Raw genomic sequence first — 22156 nt, forward strand, 5'->3', positions numbered from 1 at the left:
GCACTGAATATCCAGGAGTTCCCATGGCAGTAGCAGTACGCGTCATTCCCTGCCTCGACGTCGACGCCGGACGCGTCGTCAAGGGCGTCAACTTCGAGGGCCTCCGCGACGCCGGGGACCCCGTGGAACTGGCCCACCGGTACGACAATGCCGGCGCCGACGAACTGACCTTCCTCGATGTCACGGCCTCCTCGGGAAACCGCGAGACCACCTTCGACGTGGTCCGCCGCACCGCCGAGGAAGTCTTCATCCCGCTCACCGTCGGCGGCGGCGTCCGGGGCGTCGCCGAGGTGGACAAACTCCTCCGGTACGGCGCCGACAAGGCCTCCATCAACACCGCTGCCGTGGCGCGGCCGGACGTCATCGACGAAATCACCCGGCACTTCGGATCCCAGGTGCTCGTTCTGTCCGTCGACGCCCGCCGCACCCGCCCGGGGTCCCGGCCCACGCCGTCGGGATTCGAAGTGACCACCCACGGCGGCCGCACCGGGACCGGGATTGACGCCATCGCGTGGGCGAAGGAAGCCGCCGACCGCGGCGTGGGGGAGATCCTCCTCAACTCCATCGACGCCGACGGCACCAAGGACGGCTTCGACCTCGAACTCATCAAGCTGGTCCGGGCCGCCGTCAGGGTGCCGATCATCGCCTCCGGCGGCGCAGGGGAGCCCGCACACTTCCCGCCGGCGGTTGCTGCCGGCGCGGATGCCGTGCTGGCGGCGTCAATTTTCCACTGGGGCCCGGACGACATGATGTCCCAGGTCAAGGACGCCATCCGGGACGCCGGCTTCGAAGTCCGTTAACCCGACTGGCTCGCAGCTGTTGTCGTTATGAACGCTCTTAACGGCAACAACTGCGAGCCAGTTTCGGTCAGAGGCCTACTTCGGCTGACTGCAGGAGGGCGACGGCGTCCGGCTGGCCTTCGAAGGTGACCAGGGCGTGGCGCGTGCGGCCGTGGGCGTGCATCAGCAGTTCGCCCGGCTCGCCCACGATGGCCACGGAGACAGGCGCCCGCTTGGCGACGTGGCGGGGACCGGACGGACGGACCAGCACGATGCCGAGGTCCACGCCGCGATACAGGATGGCGGCACGCTTGACCAGTTCGTCCCAGAGCGCATCAGAGTACGCCTCGTCCAGGGCCCGCGGCGCCCACCGGTCCACTGCCCGGCGGACGTCCTCGGTGTGCACGAAGTACTCGATCAGGTTGGCGCTTTCGTCCAGGGCTTTGATGCTCATCGGCGAAAGGGCCGGCGGCCCGGCACGGAAGGTGTTGACCAGCCGGGCGTAGTCCTCGGTGGTGGTCAGCTTGGCCGCAAGCTTGGCAGTGGCCTGGTCGGAGGCCTTGGCCAGTCGCTTGATGATCAAACCGAGCCCGACGGCGGCCTTGCGCTCCCGCAGGTAGAGGTGCGCGGCAAGGTCCCTGGTGCGCCAGCCCTTGCACAGCGTGGGCGCATCAGGGCCGGCCGCAAGCAGGGTCTCGGCCAGGACTTCTCGGGACGGTTCGACGAAATGCATCACTTGTGAAACTAGCACGAGAGCCGCGAAGTTGGGCAGCATCCCACCGCCCGGTGGCGTGCCGTTGTTCACATCGGGAGGGCGGCCGCCAAAGGCACTAGACTTGACCCGATGTCTGAGCAGCCAACCCCCGCCCCAACCGCTGGATCCAACGGATCCCAGGTACCGTCGTCGTCCGCTGAATCCGACCCGGCAACACCCGGCTCCGGACCGCTTCCCGAGGACGTGGCAGCCGCGCTCAAGCGCGATGCCGCCGGCCTGGTGGCAGCGGTGGTCCAGCAGTTCGACACGAACGAGGTCCTGATGCTCGGTTGGATGGATGACGAGGCACTGCGCCGGACCATGACCACCGGACGCGTCACGTTCTACTCGCGGTCCCGCCAGGAGTATTGGCGCAAGGGCGACACTTCCGGCCACGTCCAGTGGGTCAAGTCGGTTGCACTGGACTGCGACGGCGATGCACTCCTGGTGCGCGTCGACCAGGTCGGTGCCGCCTGCCACACCGGCACCCGCACCTGCTTCGACGGCAGGGACCTCACCGTCGTCACAGGCCACGCACGCTAGGCCGGACCGGCCGCCGGGCCACGGCGTCCCAGCCGGCCGCGGCCAACCCAGCAAGCACACTCAAGGTGTCCGGCGCGGCCGGCCCTTCAGAAGAACAGGCGGACAAGCATAGCCATGCAGGACCTTGGAACCATCAGCCCAAGCCTTGAGGAATTCCGGGAACTCGCCGGCCACAGCCGGGTCATCCCCGTCAGGCTCAAGGTACTGGCCGACGCCGAAACACCCATCGGCCTGTACCGCAAGCTGGCGCAGGGCCAGCCCGGAACGTTCCTGATGGAATCCGCGGCCGTTGGCGGCGCCTGGTCCCGCTACTCCTTCATCGGTGCCCGGTCCCGCGCCACCCTGACCACCAAGGACGGACAGGCCCACTGGCTGGGCGAGCCGCCCGCCGGCGTCCCCGTCAGCGGCAGCCCCGTCGACGCCGTACGCGACACCATCGACGCGCTGCGCACCGACCGCTTCGAGGGGCTCCCGCCCTTCACTTCCGGCCTGGTGGGGTTCCTGGGCTGGGAAACCGTCCGGCACTGGGAGCGGCTGGTCAGCCCGCCCGAGGACGACCTGCAGCTGCCGGAGATGGCCCTGAACCTGGTCACCGACATGGCCGTGCACGACAACGTTGACGGCACGGTCCTGCTCATTGCCAACGCCATCAACTTCGACAACAGCTCCGAGCGCGTGGACGAGGCCTGGCACGACGCCGTCGCGCGGGTAAAGGAACTCCTGGCCAAGATCAGCGCCCCCGTCCCGCAGCCGGTCTCCGTTCTGGAACCGGCGGCACTGGATTTTGCGTCCAGCGTCCAGGAACGCTGGGATGAGGCCGAGTACCTGGCCGCCTTGGACCGCGGCAAGGAAGCCATCGTGGACGGCGAGGTCTTCCAAGTGGTGATTTCGCGACGGTTCGAGATGGAATGCCACGCGTCCGCCCTGGACGTCTACCGGGTCCTGCGCAACACCAATCCCAGCCCCTACATGTACATCTTCAGCCTGGCCGACGCCGAGGGCCGCGAATACTCCATCGTCGGATCCTCGCCCGAAGCCCTGGTCACGGTCACCGGCGAGGAAGTCATCACCCACCCGATCGCCGGATCCCGTCCCCGCGGGAAGACAGTGGAAGCGGACAAGGCCCTCGCCGAGGAACTGCTCGCCGACCAGAAGGAACGTGCCGAACACCTGATGCTGGTGGACCTCTCCCGCAACGACCTCTCCAAGGTCTGCGTGGCCGGCACCGTGGACGTCACCCAGTTCATGGAGGTGGAGCGCTTCAGCCACATCATGCACCTGGTGTCCACCGTGGTGGGCAGGCTGGCACCGCAGGCCAAGGCCTACGACGTCCTGAAAGCGACGTTCCCGGCCGGCACCCTCTCCGGCGCGCCCAAGCCCCGGGCGCTGCGCCTGCTGGACGAACTCGAACCGCACCGCCGCGGCATCTACGGCGGCGTGGTGGGCTACCTCGATTTCGCAGGCGACATGGACATGGCCATCGCCATCAGGTCCGCCCTGATCCGCGAAGGCCGGGCCTACGTCCAGGCCGGCGGCGGCATCGTGGCCGACTCCGTGAATCCCACGGAGGCCCTCGAAACCGTCAACAAGGCCGCCGCCCCGCTGCGCGCGGTCCACACCGCCGGCTCCCTGCACAACATCTCTGCGGAATCCCTTCCCGGCCGGACGGAGTCCTGATGGCTGACTCCGGAGTGGCTGCCGGCAGCGCGGGAACAGCGGACAATGCAGGAAAAGCAGGCAAAGCGGGCAAAGCCAAGGCAGGCCGGACCACACCCGCGTGGGCGCGCAAGTCCACGCTGGTCCTGCTGATCACCCTCCTGGCCCTGGCCGCGTTCGGCACCACCACCCAGACGTGGATGACCGCCACCTTGGACCCCAACCAGGCAGGCGCCGCGCAAAGCGTCCTGCCCGTGCAGGGGAGCAAAGCGGCCACCACCGTCACGGCCCTGGCCCTGGTGGCCTTGGCCGGCGGGCTGGCAGCGTCCATTGCCGGCAGGATCGCCCGGTGGGTCATCACCGCCATCATCGTCCTTGCCTCGGCCGGCATCGTGACTGCCGCCGCCACCGTCCTTGCGGACCCGCTGGCAGCGGCGCAGGGAACGATTGCCACCGCCACCGGCGTCTCCGGCAGCCAGGCGCACGTTGAACTCACCGCTTTCCCGGCAGTGGCCGTCGTCGCCGGCTGCCTGCTGGCCCTGGGCGCCCTGCTGATCATTCCCGCATCCCGGCACTGGAAGGCGCGCACCAAATATGACGCGCCCGTCGCAGCCGGGCCTTCGGCGCCGGCCGGACCCGTGGACGAGATCGACAGCTGGGACCGGCTGTCGCGCGGCGACGACCCCACCTGAGCGGCGCCGCCGCCGGCGCCGGAACCGGCGGGACGCCTGACGGTACGCGGGCGGCAACCAAAAAATGGCAGAATGTAAGCAGTATCCATCCTGAGGAGATTTCCATGAGCAAAGCACCTGCGTCCGCTTCCACGTCCGGCACCCGCACGGTGGCCCCCGGCGTCATTGACCACAGCCAGGAACTTGGCCACGGCAACAGCCCGGCCGCCTGGACCTGCGTCATCGTCATGCTCGTCGGCGCGCTCATCGCAGCCATCGCGTTCGTCATCGCCAGCACCCCCATCTTCATCGGCGGAGCCGTGGTCATGGTGATCGGGCTGATCCTCGGTTACGTCATGCGCAAGGCAGGCTACGGCGTCGAAGGCAGCAAGCTGAAGAACTCCGGCCACTGATGGCAACTGTTCTCGACGACATTAACGCCGGTGTCCGGGAGGACATGGAGGCCAGGAAGCGTCTCGTTTCGCTGGCTGAGCTGAAGGACCGGGCCCAGGCCGCCGCGCCCGCACGCGACGCCTGGGCGGCTCTCGGCGGCACCTCCGCAACCCGGGAACAGCTGAAAGTCATCGCGGAAATCAAGCGCCGCAGCCCCTCCAAGGGCGACCTCGCCAGCATCGGGGATCCGGCGTCGCTGGCCAGGCAGTACGCCGACGGCGGCGCGTCCGTCATCAGTGTCCTCACCGAACAGCGCCGATTCAACGGATCCCTCGCCGACCTTGACGCCGTGCGCGCCGCCGTCGACGTCCCGCTGCTCCGCAAGGACTTCACGCTTGACGAGTACCAGGTCTGGGAGGCCCGTGCCCACGGCGCCGACCTCATCCTGCTGATCGTTGCCGCACTCTCCGACGCCCAACTCACCGAGTTCAGCGCCCTCAGCGCCGAACTGGGCATGAACGTGCTCGTGGAGACCCACACCGAAGAGGAAATCGAGCGCGCCGTGGCGGCGAACGCCCGGATCATCGGCGTCAACGTGCGCAATCTGAAGACGCTCGACGTCGACCGTTCAGTCTTCGCCTCCTTGGCGGGCCTGATCCCGGGCGACGCAGTGGTGGTCGCCGAATCGGGCGTCCGCGACGCCGAGGACGTCACGCATTACGCCGCAAACGGTGCCAACGCCATACTGGTGGGCGAGGCCCTGGTGAGCCATGCGACTCCCCGGGAACGAATCGCCGAATTCGCTGCCGCGGGTGCCGCCGCGATCGCCGCGCGCTGACGGCACCCCGGCGCACCCTGCATTGCGGTGCCGGCACGGGCCGGCACCGCAGTGCCTGCAACCACCGATCCGGCCCAGGCTGGAACAGCACACTTTTGACCGATCAACTTGGAACAGGACGGGACTGATGGCCGACGCACCCTCAGGGCACGCTGAGAACAACACCGCGGAAGCATTCCTGCAGGGTGGATCCCTCCGCCACGCGCCGGGGCCGTACTTTGGCGGCTACGGTGGCAGGTGGATGCCCGAGTCCCTGATCGCCGCCCTGGACGAACTTGAGGAAACCTTCAACAAGGCCAAGGACGACCCCGACTTCCGGGCCCAGATTGCCGACCTGAACAAGAACTACTCCGGCCGGCCGTCGCTGCTGACCGAAGCCAAGCGGTTCTCCCAGCATGCCGGGGGAGTGCGGGTGTTCCTCAAGAGGGAGGACCTCAACCACACGGGTTCGCACAAGATCAACAACGTCCTGGGCCAGGCGCTGCTCGCCAAGCGGATGGGCAAAACCCGGATCATCGCCGAAACCGGCGCTGGCCAGCACGGCGTGGCCAGCGCCACCGCCGCTGCCCTGCTTGGGCTGGACTGCGTGGTGTACATGGGCGCCGAGGACTGCCGCCGGCAGGCGCTGAACGTTGCCCGGATGGAGCTCCTGGGTGCCAAGGTCATCCCGGTCACCAGCGGATCACAGACCCTCAAGGACGCCATCAACGACGCCCTCCGGGACTGGGTGGCCAACGTCGCCAACACCCACTACCTGCTCGGGACAGCGGCCGGAGCCCACCCGTTCCCCGCCATGGTCCGCTACTTCCACGAGGTCATCGGGGAGGAAGCCCGTGCCCAGATCCTGGAGCAGGAGGGCCGGCTCCCCGACGCCGTCTGCGCCTGCATCGGCGGCGGCTCCAACGCCATCGGCATCTTCCACGGCTTCCTGGATGACCCGTCCGTGAAGATCTACGGCTTCGAGGCCGGCGGCGACGGTGTGGAGACCGGCCGGCACGCCGCCACCATTTCGCTGGGCAAGCCCGGCGTCCTGCACGGCGCCCGCTCCTACCTGATGCAGGACGACGACGGGCAGACCATCGAATCACACTCCATCTCCGCCGGCCTGGACTACCCCGGGGTCGGCCCGGAACACTCCTACCTCTCGGACATCGGACGGGTCAGCTATGAACCCATCACCGACACCGAAGCCATGGAAGCCTTCCGCCTTTTGTGCCGCACCGAGGGCATCATTCCCGCCATCGAATCCGCGCACGCGCTGGCCGGTGCCATCAAGGTGGGCCAACGGCTCGCCGCCGAAGACCCCGCCACCGCGGCGGAGAAGATCATCATCGTGAACCTCTCCGGCCGCGGCGACAAGGACGTGGCCACCGCCGCCGAATGGTTTGACCTGCTTGACAAGGATTCCGCCGAATCGGAAATCGGCAAAGAGGGGGAGCAGCTGTGAACAGCGCAGAGATGACCAGCAAGTCGGCAGCCGCCATTGACCGCGCCCGCGCCCAGGGCCGCTCGGCACTGATCGGGTACCTCCCCGCCGGCTACCCCAGCGTCGAGGACACCATCGCCGCCGGCATCGCCCTGGCGGAGAACGGCGCGGACCTGATCGAGATCGGGATCCCCTATTCCGACCCCGTCATGGATGGCCAGGTCATCCAGGCTGCCACCACCGAGGCACTGGCCAAGGGCTTCCACGTCAAGCAGGTCTTCGACGTCGTCGCCGGCATCACCAGCAAGACCGACGCCGCCGTCCTGGTCATGACCTACTGGAACCCCGTGGTCCGCATGGGCGTGGACGAATTCTCCCGCCGCCTGGCCGAGGCCGGGGGAGCCGGGCTCATCACGCCGGACCTGATCCCGGACGAGGCCGCCGAGTGGATGGCAGCGTCGGACAAGTACGGCCTCGACCGGGTGTTCCTGGTGGCCCCGTCCTCCACCGCCGAGCGCATGCAGCGGACCGTGGATGCAAGCCGCGGGTTCGTCTACGCCGTTTCCATCATGGGCGTCACCGGTGCCCGCACGTCCGTCAGCACCGCCGCCAAAGACGTCGTTGCCGCCGCGCACGACGCCGGAGCGGAACGCGTCTGCGTAGGCCTCGGAGTTTCCACCGCGGACCAGGTCCGCGAGATCGCCGCCTACGCCGAAGGCGTCATTGTGGGCACCGCCCTGGTTGCGGCCCTCCGCGACGGGGGAGTGGATGCCGTCGCTACGCTCACCAAGGACCTCAGCACCGGCCTTGCGCCGGAAGCCGGCCACACCACGGACGGGGCATAACCCATGCAGGCACTGATCCAGGCAGCCGCCCTGGCACCCGCACTGGTGCCGGGCAGCATCCCCAGCCCCAGCTGGTCCGGGTTCGACATCCCCCTGCCGTGGGGCAGCCTGCGGATCCACGCCTACGCGCTGTGCATCCTGGCCGGCATCGTGGTTGGCCTGTGGCTGACCTCCGTCCGCTGGGCCAAGCGCGGGGCCCCCGAAGGCAGCGTCTGGGACATCGTCATCTGGGCCATTCCCTTCGGCATCATTGGCGGGCGCCTGTACCACGTGGTGTCGTCCCCCGATGCCTACTTCGGCCCCGGCTTCGATGGCACCGGCGACCTCTCGCTGATTCCGCAGATCCAGCGCGGCGGGCTCGGAATCTGGGGCGCCGTCGTCCTGGGAGCCGTCGGTGCCTGGATCGGTTGCCGCCGCAGCGGGGTAAAGCTCAGCGCCTTCGTCGACGCCGCCGCACCCGGCCTGCTCCTGGCCCAGGCCCTGGGACGCTGGGGCAACTACTTCAACCAGGAACTGTTCGGCGGCCCCACCACGCTGCCGTGGGGGCTGCAGATCGACGCCAACAACCCGAACTTCCCGGCCGGCCTGCCGGCGGATACCCTGTTCCACCCGACCTTCCTCTACGAATCGCTCTGGAATGTGGCAGGGGTACTCATCCTGCTCGCCCTGGACAGGCGCTTCCACTTCCGCCGGAGCAGGCTCTTCTGGCTCTACGCCATGTACTACACCCTGGGCCGTGTCTGGATCGAACTGCTGCGCATCGACGACGCCGAACAGATCAACATCCTCGGCATCACCACCAGGCTCAACGTGTGGACCAGCATCTTCGTGTTCCTGGCCGCCCTGCTTGCTTTCCTCCTGCTGGGACTCAAGGGCCGGCCGGAGCCGGACACCGTTTACCTGCCCGGCCGTGAACCGGCCGAAGGAGCCGCGGCCGAAGCAGCCCTGCCCGGGGCAGCCGCCGACGACGCACAGGAGGTCCGTGATCCGGACACTGTTGTCTCAGATAGTGATTCGCGTGGTAATCTCCCTGATAACCAAAGCGGTTCCCGGCATGCTTCCGATTCCACGGAAGAACCCGCGGCGGCTCCGGCAGGCTCCAAGCCTGGCACGGATGCCACGGCTTCCGGAACATCCGGCAGCACAGCCACAGGACCCGCATCGGAGGCCGGCGCCGGTAAATAGGAAGCCGGCCAGGCAGGGCAGCAGAGCCACCGCTCGAAGGGCCCGAAACCACAATGTCGTGGCATGGGGCCACTCCTGGCAGCAAAGAGATGCTGACGGATGAAGCCCCGGGCAGGTGCCTGCGTAACCGTTAGTTCAGCAGGCTGCGCTGACCTACAATTTCCAGTAATCAACACTTTGTTGTGCCCTTGCAACGGCGCCGACGAGTGGGGCCAACGGTGTCCCTTCCATACGCACGATCAGGAGGAAGGACGTCTCCCATGACCCAAACTCTTAACACTCCCAGCTGGTCCGAACCGGACCAGCCTGAGACTGCACTGTCGCCGTTCAAGCGCTTCGCCGCCATGCCGGAAGCTGCCGGGCTCTACAACCCGGAGCAGGAAAAGGACGCGTGCGGCCTCGCCATCATCGCGACCCTGCGCGGCGAGCCCGGATATGACATCGTCGATGCCGCCCTGACGGCCCTGCGCAACCTTGAACACCGCGGTGCCGTGGGTGCCGACGAGGGCACGGGCGACGGCGCGGGCCTGCTCATGCAGATCCCCGACGAGTTCTTCCGGGCGGTGACCGAGTTCGAGTTGCCTGCCCCCGGCCAGTACGTGGCGGGCACGGCATTCCTGCCTGCCGAGCAGCGTGAGGCCAACGCAGCCAAGGCCGGCATCGAGGGCCTCGCCGCCGACGAAGGCCTGAAGGTCCTCGGCTGGCGTGAGGTACCTGTTGTCGCCGACCTCGTGGGCGCCATGGCCCGCGCCTGCATGCCTTACTTCTCCCAGCCCTTCCTGGCCTCGGCCAATGGTGAGGAACTGGACCGCAACGAACTGGACTCCCGCGCCTGGCGGATCCGCAAGCGCGCCCAGAACAAGTTCGGCGTCTACTTCCCCTCGCTGTCCTCCCGGACCATCGTCTACAAGGGCATGCTGACCACCGCGCAGCTGGAGCCGTTCTACCCGGACCTCTCGGACAAGCGTTTCAAGACCAAGCTGGCAATCGTCCACTCACGCTTCTCCACCAACACCTTTCCGTCCTGGCCCCTGGCGCAGCCGTTCCGGACCATCGCCCACAACGGTGAGATCAACACCGTCAAGGGCAACCGGAACTGGATGCGTGCCCGCCAGTCACAGTTGGCCAACCCTCTGCTGGGCGACTCTCCCGAAGAGCTGTACCCCATCTGCACCCCGGGTGCATCGGACTCGGCGTCCTTCGACGAGGTCGCCGAGCTGCTCTGGCTCTCCGGCCGCCCCATCACGCACTCGATCATGATGATGATCCCCGAGGCGTGGGAAAACCACGCCACCATGGATCCGGCACGGCGCGCGTTCTACGAGTACCACTCACTGCTGATGGAACCGTGGGACGGCCCTGCCGCCGTCTCCTTCACCGACGGCAACCTGGTGGGTGCCACCCTTGACCGCAACGGCCTGCGCCCCGGCCGGTTCTGGATCACCGAAGACGGCCTGATCGTCTTCGCCTCCGAGGTGGGCGTGATCGACGTCGAGCCCTCCAAGGTGGTCAAGAAGGGCCGCGTCTCCCCGGGCAAGATGTTCCTGGTGGACACCGAGGCCGGCCGCATCATCGACGACGAAGAGGTCAAGGCCGAAGTCGCCGCGGCCAACCCGTGGGCCGAGTGGGTCAAGGACAACCTGATCGACCTCAACGACCTGCCAGAGCGCGAGCACGTGGTGCACACGGCCGCGTCGGTGAACATCCGCCAGCGCACCTTCGGGTACACCACCGAGGAACTGAAGATCCTGCTCGGCCCGATGGCCCGCACCGGCGCCGAACCCCTCGGCGCCATGGGCTCCGACACCCCCGTTGCGGTCCTGTCCAAGCGCCCCCGCCTGCTCTTCGACTACTTCGTGCAGTCCTTCGCGCAGGTGACCAACCCGCCGCTGGACGCCATCCGCGAGGAACTGGTCACCTCCCTGACGTGCGCCATCGGCCCCAACGGCAACCTGCTGGACACTAAGCAGGTGCGCCAGCCGCAGGTCCAGCTGCCGTTCCCGGTGATCAACAACGACCAGCTCGCCAAGATCGCCAACATCGAGGACGCCGACGGCAACCGCGTGGCCATGAAGGTCCGCGGCCTGTACCGCCCGGAGGGTGGCGAGAACGCACTGCGCGCCCGGCTGACCGAGATCTGCGAGCAGGTTTCCGGCGCCATCAACCGCGGAGTCCAGTACATCGTGCTCTCCGACCGTGACTCGAACGCCCAGTGGGCCCCGATCCCGTCCCTGCTGCTGGTCAGCGCCGTGCACCACCACCTGCTGCGCAGCGCCAACCGCACCAAGACCGCCCTGGTGGTGGAGGCCGGCGACGTCCGCGAGACGCACCACGTGGCCGTCCTGATCGGCTACGGCGCGTCCGCCGTCAACCCCTACCTGGCCATGGAATCCGTGGAACAGCTCATTGCCGCAGGCGACGTCACCGGGGTTACCCCGCAGGACGGCGTTTACAACCTGATCAAGGGCCTCGGCAAGGGCGTCCTGAAGATCATGTCCAAGATGGGCATCTCCACTGTTGCGTCCTACACCGGCGCCCAGACGTTCGAGGCACTGGGCCTGGGCCAGGAACTGGTGGACGAATTCTTCGCCGGCACGCACTCCCAGCTCGGCGGCGTTGGCCTGGACGTTATCGCTGCCGAAGTTTCCGCACGCCACCAGATGGCATACCCGGAAGGCGGCATCGAACAGCCGCACCGGCCCCTGCTGGGCGGTGGCGAGTACCAGTGGCGCCGCGACGGCGAACCGCACCTGTTCAACCCGGAGACCGTCTTCCGGCTGCAGCACGCCACGCGTGAGCGCCGCTACGACATCTTCAAGGCCTACACCAAGGGCGTGGACGACCAATCCACCAACCTGATGACCCTGCGCGGGCTGCTCAAGTTCAAGAACGAGCGCCCCTCCGTTCCGCTCGAAGAAGTGGAACCGGTCTCCAGCATCGTCAAGCGGTTCTCCACCGGAGCCATGAGCTACGGCTCCATCTCCCAGGAAGCCCACGAGACGCTGGCCATCGCCATGAACCAGCTGGGTGGCAAGTCCAACACCGGTGAAGGCGGCGAGGACGTGGACCGCCTGCTGGACCCCAAGCGCCGCTCCGCGGTCAAGCAGATCGCCTCCGGCCGCTTCGGCGTCACCAGCCTCTACCTGACCAACGCCGACGACATCCAGATCAAGATGGCCCAGGGCGCCAAGCCCGGCGAAGGCGGCCAGTTGATGGCGCAGAAGGTCTACCCGTGGGTGGCCCGGACCCGCCACTCGACCCCCGGCGTCGGACTCATCTCCCCGCCCCCGCACCACGACATCTACTCGATTGAGGACCTGGCACAGCTGATCTACGATGCCAAGCGCGCCAACCCGTCCGCACGGGTGCACGTGAAGCTCGTGTCCGAAGTGGGGATCGGCACCGTGGCCTCCGGCGTGACCAAGGCCAAGGCCGACGTCGTCCTGGTATCCGGGCACGACGGCGGAACCGGCGCCTCGCCGCTGAACTCGCTCAAACACGCCGGTGTCCCCTGGGAGCTTGGCCTGGCCGAGACCCAGCAGACGCTGATGCTCAACGGCCTGCGCGACCGCGTGGTGGTCCAGGTCGACGGCCAGCTCAAGACCGGCCGTGACGTCGTCATTGCCGCCCTGCTGGGCGGCGAGGAATTCGGCTTCGCCACCGCCCCGCTCGTGGTGGAAGGCTGCATCATGATGCGCGTCTGCCACCTGGACACCTGCCCGGTGGGCGTTGCCACCCAGAACCCGGAGCTTCGTGCCCGCTTCAGCGGCAAGCCGGAGTTCGTGGTCAACTTCTTCGAGTTCCTGGCTGAGGAAGTCCGTGAAATCCTTGCCGAGCTTGGCTTCCGAAGCCTCGAAGAGGCCATAGGCCACGCGGAAGTCCTGGATGCCCGCGACGCGGTCAACCACTGGAAGGCCGACGGCCTGGACCTGGACCCGATCCTGCACGGCCTGGAGTTCGACGACGACGCGCCGCTGCGGAACATGACCGGCCAGAACCACGAGCTGGACAAGCACTTTGACCAGCGGCTGATCACCATGGCCACCGAGGCGCTGACGGACCGTAGCCCCGTGAAGATCAACGTGGACGTCATCAATACCGACCGTTCCGTGGGCACCATGCTGGGCCACGTCGTCACCAAGACCTACGGCACCGATGTGCTGGCCACGGACACGATCGACATCACGCTGAACGGCACTGCCGGCCAGTCGCTCGGCGCCTTCCTGCCGGCGGGCATCACCCTGCGGCTGTTCGGCGACTCGAACGACTACGTGGGCAAGGGGCTGTCCGGTGGCCGGATCATCGTCCGGCCGGACCGTACCAACGTCTTCAAGGCGGAGACCAACGTCATCGCCGGCAACGTCATCGGCTACGGCGCCACCAGCGGCGAGATGTTCCTGCGCGGCCAGGTGGGCGAACGCTTCCTGGTCCGCAACTCCGGTGCCACGGCCGTCGTCGAAGGCATTGGGGACCACGGCTGCGAGTACATGACCGGCGGCCAGACGCTGATCCTGGGACGCACCGGGCGCAACTTCGGCGCCGGCATGTCCGGCGGCACAGCCTACGTGCTGGACCTGCGGACCACCCGCGTCAACAAGCAGGCCCTCGAGTCCGGCGAGCTGCAGCTGCGCGAGCTCGACGCCGAGGACCGCGACATTGTCCATGGACTGCTGGTGAAGCACATCGAAGAAACCGAATCCCAGCTGGCGGCGCGGCTCCTCGAAAACTTTGACGACACCGCTGCCCGCATTACCAAGGTGCTGCCGCGCGACTACGCGGCCGTGCTGCAAACCCGTCTTGACGCCATCGAAGAGGGCCTTGACCCCGACGGCGAAGAAGTATGGTCTCGAATCCTGGAGGTGACCGGTGGCTGATCCACGCGGATTTCTGAAAGTACGCCAGCGTGAAACCCAGCCGCGCCGTCCCGTTCCCGTGCGCATCATGGACTGGAAGGAAGTCTACGAAGCGCAGGAGAAAGGCGTCCTGAAGGCGCAGGCCGGCCGCTGCATGGACTGCGGCGTTCCGTTCTGCCACCAGGGCTGCCCCCTGGGGAACCTCATTCCGGAGTGGAACGACCTCATGTGGCGGGACAAGGGCGAGGAAGCGATTGAGCGGCTGCACGCCACCAACAACTTCCCCGAGTTCACCGGCCGGCTGTGCCCCGCCCCCTGCGAAGCCTCCTGCGTGCTGGGGATCAACCAGCCCGCCGTCACCATCAAGCAGGTCGAAGTTTCCATCATCGACGAGGCGTTCGAGAACGGCTGGGTCAACCCGCTGCCGCCGACGCGCCTGACCGGCAAGACCGTCGCCGTGGTGGGTTCCGGGCCGGCGGGCCTGGCCGTCGCCCAGCAGCTGACCCGCGTGGGCCACACCGTCGCTGTCTACGAACGGGACGACAAGATCGGCGGCCTGCTGCGCTACGGCATCCCCGACTTCAAGATGGAAAAAGAGCAGGTGGACCGCCGCGTCGAGCAGATGAAGGCCGAAGGCACCCGCTTCCGGACCGGCGTGGCCGTGGGGACCGACGTGACGTGGGAGCAGCTGCGCAGGCGCTACGACGCCGTCGTGGTGTGCACCGGCGCCACCGTCCCGCGGGACCTGCCCATCCCGGGCCGGGACCTGGAAGGCGTGCACTTCGCCATGGACTACCTGGTACCCGCCAACCGCGTGGTGGCCGGGGAAGCCATTGAAAACCAGATCCACGCCAACGGCAAGCACGTGGTGATCCTCGGCGGCGGTGACACCGGGGCCGACTGCCTCGGCACCGCCCACCGGCACGGCGCAGCGTCCGTCACTACGCTGGCGATCGGCAAGCAGCCGCCGGCCGAACGTGCCAGCCACCAGCCGTGGCCCACGTTCCCCAACCTCTTCGAAGTGGCCAGCGCCCACGAGGAAGGCGGCGAACGCACCTACCTCGCGTCCACCGTGGAATTCGTTGGCGAGAACGGCAAGCTCACCGGCGTCAAGGTGGCCGAAACCGAATTCGTCGACGGCAAGCGACTCCCCAAGGCGGGCACCGAGCGGGTCATCCCCGCAGACCTGGTGTTCCTGTCCCTGGGGTTCACCGGAGCCGAACCGGCCGGCATCACCGAACAGGTGCACGCCGACTTCGACGGCCGCGGCAACGTGGCCCGCGACGGCTACTACATGACCAACACCGACGGTGTCTTCGTTGCCGGTGACGCCGGCCGCGGGCAGTCCCTGATCGTGTGGGCCATCGCCGAGGGCCGCGCCGCCGCAGCAGCCGTGGACAAGTACCTGATGGGAAGCACTATCCTTCCCGCTCCCGTCGCGCCGATGGACCGCGCCATCGCCGTCCTCTAGGGGTGCATCGAGGGTTCACCTCGCCGACAACTTAACCAATGCAAGAGACCAATAGGGTAGGTATATGAGACGCGCAAAAATTGTGGCTACGTTTGGCCCGGCAATTGCCAGCTACGAGAACACCCTGGCTGTGCTGGAGGCCGGCGTTGACGTCGCCCGCATGAACATGAGCCACGGCGATTACACCGTGCACGACAACACCTACGAAAACGTCCGCAAGGCGGCAGCGGACCTGGGCAAGGCCGTGGCCATCATGGCCGACCTGCAGGGCCCCAAGATCCGCCTGGGCCGTTTCGTGGATGGCCCGCACGCACTCGCGGTTGGTGACATCTTCACCATCACCACCGAGGACGTCCCCGGCACCCAGGAGATCTGCTCCACCACCCTGAAGAGCCTCACCGAGGACGTCAAGGTGGGAGACGCACTGCTGATCGACGACGGCAAGGTGGCCCTTCGCGCCATCGAGGTCGACGACGTCAAGGTGGTTGCCGAGGTGACCGTCGGCGGCATGGTGTCCAACAACAAGGGAATCAACCTGCCCGGCGTGGCAGTCAACGTTCCCGCGCTGAGCGAAAAAGATGAGGACGACCTCCGCTGGGCAATGCGCCGGGGCGTGGACCTGGTGGCCCTGTCCTTCGTCCGGGATGCGTCCGACATCACCCGCGTGCACGAGATCATGGATGAAGAAGGCCGCCGCGTGCCGGTCATCGCCAAGATCGAGAAGCCGCAGGCTGTCGAGCAGCTGCCGGAGATCATCGACGCGTTCGACGCGATCATGGTGGCCCGCGGCGACCTCGGTGTGGAGCTTCCCCTGGAGGAAGTGCCGATCGTGCAGAAGCGCGCCATCGAGCTCGCCCGGCGCTGGGCGAAGCCGGTCATCGTGGCCACCCAGGTGCTCGAGTCCATGATCGACAACCCGCGCCCGACCCGTGCAGAGGCCTCCGACTGCGCCAACGCCGTCCTCGACGGTGCCGACGCCGTCATGCTCTCCGGCGAGACCAGTGTGGGCAAGTACCCGATCGAAACGGTCAAGGTCATGGCCCGGATCATCGAATCCACCGAGGTCCACGGCCTGGAGCGCGTCCCCCCGCTGGGGACCAAGCCCAAGACCCGTGGCGGCGCCATCACCCGTGCCGCCGTCGAAATCGCCGACCAGCTGGACGCCAAGTACATCTGTGCGTTCACCCAGTCCGGCGACTCCGCCCGCCGCCTGTCCCGCCTGCGGCCCATCAAGCCGGTCTTCGCGTTCACCCCGGTGGAGCAGGTCTGGAACCAGATGGCGCTCACCTGGGGCATCCAGCCGGTACTGGTGCAGATGGTGGACCACACGGACGCCATGACCGCCCAGGTGGACCGCAGCCTCGAGGAAATGGGACTTGTGGAAGATGGTGACCTGGTAGTCATCGCCGCCGGTTCGCCTCCCGGAAAGGCCGGTTCCACCAACTCGCTGAAGGTGCACAAGGTAGGCGACCTGGCCGACTCCACCCGCGCCGGTGAAGTCAGCAGCAACAAAGAAAAGCTCGGCCCCTGGCCGGAAAAGAAGAAGAAGGCCTAGCCTGGTCTTCGGACAAAGCAAAGGACCCCTGCCGGTTGGCAGGGGTCCTTTGCTTTGGTGCTGTGCGCGTTAGGGGACTTTACGCGTGGGGCCCGGGCCGCCGTCGTAATTCTCTCGGCCCCGGCCGGAGCGCTAGTTGACCTGGTTGATGATGGTTTCGGCGACCTCGCGCATGCTGAGGCGGCGGTCCATGGAGGTCTTCTGGATCCAGCGGAAGGCCTCCGGCTCGGTCAGGCCCATCTTGGTGGTCAGCAGGCTCTTGGCGCGCTCCACGAGCTTACGGGTGGCGAACTGCTCCTGGAGGTCGGAAACCTCGCTCTCGAGGGCCTTGATTTCCTCGTGGCGGGAAAGCGCGATCTCCAGGGCCGGGATGAGGTCGGCGGGCGTGAACGGCTTCACCACGTAGGCCATGGCGCCGGCGTCGCGGGCACGCTCCACCAGTTCCTTCTGGCTGAAGGCGGTCAGCAGCACCACGGGGGCGATGCGTGCCTTGACGATCTTCTCGGCCGCCGAAATGCCGTCCATGACGGGCATCTTGACGTCCATGAGGACCAGGTCCGGCTTCAGTTCCTCGGCGAGCTGGACGGCCTTCTCGCCGTTATCCGCCTCGCCCACAACGTCATACCCTTCGCCGCGCAGGATCTCGATGATGTCGAGGCGGATGAGGGTTTCATCCTCCGCCACAATAACGCGGCGCGCCGGCTGGGACGTGGGCTTGGACTCCGTCTGTTCAGTCACGGGATCTCCTTGAAAAGGTACGGCGGGACATCACTATCTTAGGTGCCACCGCGGCTGTACTTGGCTTGCAGGGTTTGTTTGCGGCGACGGCGGCGCGATTCTGGAATTCAGCCTATCTGCATGTAGAGTAATTCCGCGTACGTGAAGCGATCGCGTTGCTCACAGTCAGCTGTGGGCGTAGCGTTTCACTCCATGTATTCCGCGCCCGAGTGGCGGAATTGGCAGACGCGCCGCACTCAAAATGCGGTATCGAAAGGTGTGTGGGTTCGAGTCCCACCTCGGGCACAGCAGATCCCCTCGTCGGAGGGGCTTTTTGCTTTACGTGTGGACATGGCGTGTGGTGCCGCCCCTCTGACGGCTGGGTCGCGGGCTGTGGGCCTGGCTGCCGCGGAGCCTTTTCAGGTGTGTGGGGTAGCGGATTCAAGGCCCTGGCTGGTTGGCCTTCCGCCTGCTGTCGTGCGGGTCTGCGGTTCCTCGTTCCGGTTATGTTGGTGGGTTGGCCGTGGTGGCGTACATCTATTCATGCCGCGGGGGAGTGGGACAACATGACCTTTACGCACCTGCTCTCCTGTGCTGCCGCAGGCCGGTCTGAAGGACCGGTAGAAAGGGTGGCCCGCGTGCTTTTGTCTTGTCAAACGGAATGTGTACAGTGTCCACACCTATATCTGCTTTTCGAGGACGAAGTTATTGAGCTTGCGTAATCCCTGACAGTTCTGATCACTGCACATGCCGTCCAGCTCATGAACAGCTATGGCCTTAGTTCGCAGAGCCTTTGATTATTGCGAACCGAGTCAGAGGACCTGCCGGCACTCAGCGTGATTGTCGTTGTCAGGCCGAGCCTGTCCACGCGACAGACCCCGGCCGCGACAAGCGCGTCGAGCTGCAGCTGCGCGTCCTGGCTGGATGAACTGACCCGTGTATAGCCAAGGTGTCTCACGTTGCCACTGTGGCTCGAAAAGGCCTCTTGAAGGCACTGCTAAGACCTCCCTCGCTGAGACGACTTAGCGAGACGTCAGGAAACACGGTATGACGCAGAACCCTATTCCTTTGATTGGCCGTAAAGGGGTGTCTTGGAAGGCTTTTGCTTTTCGAGACACATGAGAGATGAGAGGTTGGTTCTCCAGCGAAACCGGTGTCGGAGGGATCCGACAAGCAGTTTCTCGCGGCCGAAGTCTATTGTTCAGCTCGGGCTGTTCGGGACTAGGCGCCAGATGCGGTGGGTTTCGGTGTGGAGCAGCCGCCGTTCCCCGATCTTTGGCCGGCGAATCCATAGAACACCGAGCTCGGGCGCTGTTATTTCAACATATGCCGGATCCGGGCAGTGGAGATCGTCGGAGATAGCGACTGCGTCGCCCGGCTGAAGGGATGACCAGTCGGTGACTTCCTGATGGGTTCGGTGATGGGATTTTGACATGTTCATCCTTTGCAGAGGCAGATGTGAATGGATAACCCGCCCCTGATCGGTGGTGGCCAGACGCGGGCTATCCAGAAGGGAAAATTTAGCCGTTGATTACCTGGGGGACGCCGAGGTGTTTGAGTCCTTCAGCACCGAATTCGAGGCCGTAGCCGGATTGTTTTGCGCCGCCGAAGGGGATGCGTGGGTCGACGGCGCCGTGTTTGTTGATCCAGACGGTACCGGCTTGGATGCGGGCGGCGACGTTGCGGGCTGTTGCGGGGTTTGAGGACCAGACGGAGGCGCCGAGTCCGACGTCGAGGGCGTTTGCTTTCTGGATTGCTTCGTCGATGGTGCTGTAGCGGATGATGGGCAGGGCGGGGCCGAATTGTTCTTCGGCGACGAGTGGGTTGTTGTTGTCGATGTCGGCCACGAGGGTGGTGGGGTAGAAGTAGCCGGGCTGGTCGGTGTCCGGGTTTCCGCCGAGGAGGACGCGGGCTCCGGAGGCTTTGGCGGCCTCCACGAGGTTCGCGACGATTTCGTATTGTGCCTTGTTCTGCAGCGGTCCGAGGACGTTGTTTTCGTCCAGGCCGTTACCCATTGGCATGGCCTTGGCCACGTTGGTGAGTTCGTCGCAGACGGCGTCGTAGATGTCGTCGTGGACGTAGAGGCGTTTCAGGGCGGCGCAGGTTTGGCCGGTGTTGATGAAGGCGCCCCAGAACAGGCCTTCGGCGATGGCCTTCGGGTCGGCGTCGGGCAGGACGATGCCGGCGTCGTTACCTCCCAGTTCCAGGGTGAGCCGCTTGACGGTGTCCGCGGAGGATTTGATGATCGCTTTGCCGGTGGCGGTGGAGCCGGTGAACATGATCTTCCCGATGGCGGGGTGGGAGGCGAGGGCTTCGCCTACATCGCGTCCGCCGGAGACTACGGTGAGGAGCCCTTCGGGCAGGGCTTCGTTGATGGTTTCAACGAGGGCAAGCACGCTGAGCGGGGTGTGTTCGGAGGGTTTGACCACTACGGCGTTGCCCATTCTCAGGGCGGGGGCGACCTGCCAGACGGTGATCATCATGGGCCAGTTCCACGGTCCGATGGCCCCGACGACGCCGATGGGCCGGTAATGCAGTTCGGCGCGTGTTTCACCGTCATCGACGAGGGTTTCGGCTTCGAGCGGTGTCCCGGCGGCGGCGCGGAGCCAGGCGGCGCAGGCGCCGACTTCGAAGCAGGCGTTGGGGCCGTTCAGCGGTTTGCCCTGCTCGCGGGAAAGCAGCTGGGCGAGTTCTTCGGCGCGGGCTTCGATGGCGTCGGCGGCCTTCAACAGTGCAGCGGACCGTGCCTCGTGGCCGAGCTCGGCCCAGCCGGGCTGGGCGGCGACTGCCACGTCGATGGCGTGCTGCAGGTCCGCGACCGTATGCACCGGGGCGTCTCCGACGGGTTCACCGGTGGCGGGATTGAAGATGGTCCGGGCAGCAACGGAGCCCTCGGTCAGGACGGGTGTGGTGTTCATTAGATCCCTCTTATCTGGGTATTCAGTTGCTTGGAGCTGGCGGGACGAATCGTGCTCTAGTCGCAGCGGGTTCGGCTGTGACGGCGGTGTCGGTGAATTCGATGGTGTGTTCGCTTCGGTTGCGGCGCTCCAGGGCCATGCCGGCAATGAAGGCGACCGGGACCATCACGAGCAGCCAGTTGGCTGTGACGGCGTCACCGCCAATGAGGGTGGTGAAGTTGCTGACCACCGACCAGAGCACCGCGGTCATCAGGATTACGGCCAGGATCGGGGCGATAAGTGTCTGCCAGATCCCCTGCCCGCCGTGGCGGCGGAAGAAGACGACGACGGCCACCGATGCCAGGACATAGAGGACCAGCAACGCAACAACCGCGACGCCGGCGAACCAGGCGAAAAGGGTCAGGACCGGGTCCAGCCCCAGGATCGCGAACGGGATTGTCATCACCAGGGCCATCGCGGTCTGAACGTACGCGGCGGCGTAGGGTGCGCCGTGGGAGTTGGTCCGGGCCAGGCGGGCTGGGACGGAGCCGCGTTGGGCCAGGGAGTGGAGGTAGCGGTTGATGGCGTTGTGGAAGGCGATGATGCCCGCCAGGACCGAGGTGATGAGGAAGGCGCCCCCGACCGGGCCGGCCCAGGCACCGAGTTTGTCGACGGCTGCTGCGAAGAAGAACGAGGTGGCGTCGCCGGATTCGACCGCTGCGCCGGCGGCTCCCTGTACGGCTGTCGGGCCGTAGTAGGAGACGAGCATCCAGGTGATGAAGGCGAAGAAGATGGCAATGACACTGACCGAGAGGTAGGTGGCCCGGGCAACGGTGCGCCGTGGATCTTTCGCCTCGTCGGAGTAGATCGCGGTTGATTCGAAGCCGAACATGGACGCTACGGCGAACATGATGGCCACCCCCGGTGCCCCTGCTGCGATCGCGGCCGGTGAGAAGCTGGCGGAAAGGCTGATTCCTTCGGGTCCTCCTCCTGAGGCCAGCACGCTGATGCCGAAGGCGAGCAGGATGGCAACTTCGGCGCCCACGAGGAAGGCCAGGAATTTGGCTCCGAGTTCAACGTTCCTTGAACCCAGGAGCTGCACGGCGCCCATGGTGACCAGCACCAGCAGCCACCACGGTATGGTCACTCCCGTGTAGGTCGCGACGAGGGCGCTGAGACTGGCGCCGTAGAGCCCGTACATGCAGGCCTGGACGGTGCCGTAGGCCAGCAGCGCCAGCCAGGCGGCGCCGGCACCTGTATGCCGGCCCAAACCTGCCCCGACGTAAGCGTAGAAGGCGCCGTTGGCGCGGATCCTGCGGCTCATGGCGATGAATCCGACGGCGAAGATGATGATGACGACGCCGACCGTGAGGTAGGCCCCGGGAGCCCCGGCCCCGTTGCCGAGGAACACCGTGAGGCCGGATGCCCCCGCGATTCCGGTCAGTGGTGCTTGGGCGGAGAGGACGAAGAAAAGGATGCCGAGGACTCCGATGGAGCCCTTTTTCAGGTCGGTGCCCGGCGTCGTTGCCGCGGTTGAACCCGTGGATGTTTCTGTCTTTGACATGGTGGATGT

General features: G+C 66.4%; 16 protein-coding genes, 1 tRNA gene and 1 pseudogene. 13 read left to right on the forward strand and 5 right to left on the reverse strand.

The features are described from left to right. Positions 1–23 precede the first annotated feature (23 nt). Positions 24–800: an imidazole glycerol phosphate synthase subunit HisF gene (gene hisF / locus DFO47_RS15960; protein WP_109864005.1), complete on the forward strand. Its 777-nt coding sequence runs from the start codon at positions 24–26 to the stop codon at positions 798–800. Positions 801–867: 67 nt separating this feature from the next. Here the strand turns inward: hisF and DFO47_RS15965 are convergent, their stop codons facing one another. Next, positions 868–1512, reverse strand: coding sequence for a TIGR03085 family metal-binding protein (locus tag DFO47_RS15965; protein ID WP_026264411.1), 645 nt, complete (start codon positions 1510–1512; stop codon positions 868–870). Between the two features lie 111 nt (positions 1513–1623). Between DFO47_RS15965 and hisI the strand changes: the two genes are divergently transcribed. From hisI to pyk, 11 genes are all read left to right on the forward strand, one after another. Continuing rightward, positions 1624–2076 carry a phosphoribosyl-AMP cyclohydrolase gene (gene hisI / locus DFO47_RS15970; RefSeq protein WP_109864004.1) on the forward strand — a complete coding sequence of 151 codons (453 nt, stop codon included), beginning with the start codon at positions 1624–1626 and terminating at the stop codon, positions 2074–2076. Positions 2077–2190: 114 nt separating this feature from the next. Then, complete coding sequence (locus DFO47_RS15975) at positions 2191–3753, forward strand: anthranilate synthase component I (protein ID WP_109864003.1); 1563 nt, start codon at positions 2191–2193, stop codon at positions 3751–3753. Further along, complete coding sequence (locus DFO47_RS15980; RefSeq protein WP_208294422.1) at positions 3753–4424, forward strand: Trp biosynthesis-associated membrane protein; 672 nt, start codon at positions 3753–3755, stop codon at positions 4422–4424. Before DFO47_RS15975 ends, DFO47_RS15980 begins: the two co-directional genes overlap by 1 nt. Positions 4425–4528: 104 nt before the next feature. Further along, the gene (locus DFO47_RS15985) at positions 4529–4816 is read left to right on the forward strand and encodes an HGxxPAAW family protein (RefSeq protein WP_018761156.1); all 288 of its coding nucleotides are present in this window, start codon (positions 4529–4531) and stop codon (positions 4814–4816) included. Beyond that, positions 4816–5634 carry an indole-3-glycerol phosphate synthase TrpC gene (gene trpC, locus DFO47_RS15990; protein ID WP_109864001.1) on the forward strand — a complete coding sequence of 273 codons (819 nt, stop codon included), beginning with the start codon at positions 4816–4818 and terminating at the stop codon, positions 5632–5634. Before DFO47_RS15985 ends, trpC begins: the two co-directional genes overlap by 1 nt. Before the next feature lie 127 nt (positions 5635–5761). After that, positions 5762–7081, forward strand: coding sequence for a tryptophan synthase subunit beta (gene trpB / locus DFO47_RS15995; protein ID WP_133832274.1), 1320 nt, complete (start codon positions 5762–5764; stop codon positions 7079–7081). An 11-nt stretch (positions 7082–7092) separates the two neighbouring features. Then, positions 7093–7905: a tryptophan synthase subunit alpha gene (trpA, locus tag DFO47_RS16000; protein ID WP_133832326.1), complete on the forward strand. Its 813-nt coding sequence runs from the start codon at positions 7093–7095 to the stop codon at positions 7903–7905. A gap of 3 nt (positions 7906–7908) precedes the next feature. Next, positions 7909–9090: a prolipoprotein diacylglyceryl transferase gene (gene lgt / locus DFO47_RS16005; protein WP_133832275.1), complete on the forward strand. Its 1182-nt coding sequence runs from the start codon at positions 7909–7911 to the stop codon at positions 9088–9090. Between the two features lie 260 nt (positions 9091–9350). Then, positions 9351–13964, forward strand: coding sequence for a glutamate synthase large subunit (gene gltB, locus DFO47_RS16010; RefSeq protein WP_109863998.1), 4614 nt, complete (start codon positions 9351–9353; stop codon positions 13962–13964). Further along, complete coding sequence (locus tag DFO47_RS16015) at positions 13957–15414, forward strand: glutamate synthase subunit beta (RefSeq protein ID WP_133832276.1); 1458 nt, start codon at positions 13957–13959, stop codon at positions 15412–15414. Before gltB ends, DFO47_RS16015 begins: the two co-directional genes overlap by 8 nt. Positions 15415–15478: 64 nt before the next feature. Then, on the forward strand, positions 15479–16969 hold the full coding sequence (gene pyk, locus DFO47_RS16020; protein ID WP_043423794.1) for a pyruvate kinase: 1491 nt from the start codon (positions 15479–15481) through the stop codon (positions 16967–16969). A 132-nt stretch (positions 16970–17101) separates the two neighbouring features. Here pyk and DFO47_RS16025 read toward each other — a convergent pair whose 3' ends face one another. Further along, positions 17102–17707, reverse strand: a complete 606-nt coding sequence (locus DFO47_RS16025; protein WP_009358190.1) for a response regulator — start codon at positions 17705–17707, stop codon at positions 17102–17104. A gap of 203 nt (positions 17708–17910) precedes the next feature. Between DFO47_RS16025 and DFO47_RS16030 the strand changes: the two genes are divergently transcribed. Further along, positions 17911–17992: transfer RNA gene (locus DFO47_RS16030), tRNA-Leu, on the forward strand. A 556-nt stretch (positions 17993–18548) separates the two neighbouring features. Here DFO47_RS16030 and DFO47_RS21350 read toward each other — a convergent pair. From DFO47_RS21350 to DFO47_RS16045, 3 genes and pseudogenes are all read right to left on the reverse strand, one after another. After that, positions 18549–18644, reverse strand: a pseudogene (locus DFO47_RS21350) (recombinase family protein); the annotation flags it as partial. A gap of 562 nt (positions 18645–19206) precedes the next feature. Next, on the reverse strand, positions 19207–20604 hold the full coding sequence (locus DFO47_RS16040) for an aldehyde dehydrogenase family protein (protein ID WP_133832277.1): 1398 nt from the start codon (positions 20602–20604) through the stop codon (positions 19207–19209). A 22-nt stretch (positions 20605–20626) separates the two neighbouring features. Then, positions 20627–22147 carry an APC family permease gene (locus DFO47_RS16045; protein WP_056391249.1) on the reverse strand — a complete coding sequence of 507 codons (1521 nt, stop codon included), beginning with the start codon at positions 22145–22147 and terminating at the stop codon, positions 20627–20629. Positions 22148–22156: the final 9 nt, after the last annotated feature.

Origin of the sequence: Arthrobacter sp. AG258, from assembly GCF_004364695.1 — a bacterium.
Taxonomy (GTDB): domain Bacteria; phylum Actinomycetota; class Actinomycetes; order Actinomycetales; family Micrococcaceae; genus Arthrobacter.

Coding starts and splice junctions, on each gene's coding strand:
- DFO47_RS15975 (WP_109864003.1), top strand. CDS start 2,191: ATGCAGGACCTTGGAACCATCAGCCCAAGCCTTGAGGAATTCCGGGAA.
- hisI (WP_109864004.1), top strand. CDS start 1,624: ATGTCTGAGCAGCCAACCCCCGCCCCAACCGCTGGATCCAACGGATCC.
- lgt (WP_133832275.1), top strand. CDS start 7,909: ATGCAGGCACTGATCCAGGCAGCCGCCCTGGCACCCGCACTGGTGCCG.
- DFO47_RS15965 (WP_026264411.1), bottom strand. CDS start 1,512: ATGCATTTCGTCGAACCGTCCCGAGAAGTCCTGGCCGAGACCCTGCTT.
- DFO47_RS16045 (WP_056391249.1), bottom strand. CDS start 22,147: ATGTCAAAGACAGAAACATCCACGGGTTCAACCGCGGCAACGACGCCG.
- hisF (WP_109864005.1), top strand. CDS start 24: ATGGCAGTAGCAGTACGCGTCATTCCCTGCCTCGACGTCGACGCCGGA.
- pyk (WP_043423794.1), top strand. CDS start 15,479: ATGAGACGCGCAAAAATTGTGGCTACGTTTGGCCCGGCAATTGCCAGC.
- trpA (WP_133832326.1), top strand. CDS start 7,093: ATGACCAGCAAGTCGGCAGCCGCCATTGACCGCGCCCGCGCCCAGGGC.
- DFO47_RS15980 (WP_208294422.1), top strand. CDS start 3,753: ATGGCTGACTCCGGAGTGGCTGCCGGCAGCGCGGGAACAGCGGACAAT.
- trpB (WP_133832274.1), top strand. CDS start 5,762: ATGGCCGACGCACCCTCAGGGCACGCTGAGAACAACACCGCGGAAGCA.
- DFO47_RS15985 (WP_018761156.1), top strand. CDS start 4,529: ATGAGCAAAGCACCTGCGTCCGCTTCCACGTCCGGCACCCGCACGGTG.
- trpC (WP_109864001.1), top strand. CDS start 4,816: ATGGCAACTGTTCTCGACGACATTAACGCCGGTGTCCGGGAGGACATG.
- gltB (WP_109863998.1), top strand. CDS start 9,351: ATGACCCAAACTCTTAACACTCCCAGCTGGTCCGAACCGGACCAGCCT.
- DFO47_RS16040 (WP_133832277.1), bottom strand. CDS start 20,604: ATGAACACCACACCCGTCCTGACCGAGGGCTCCGTTGCTGCCCGGACC.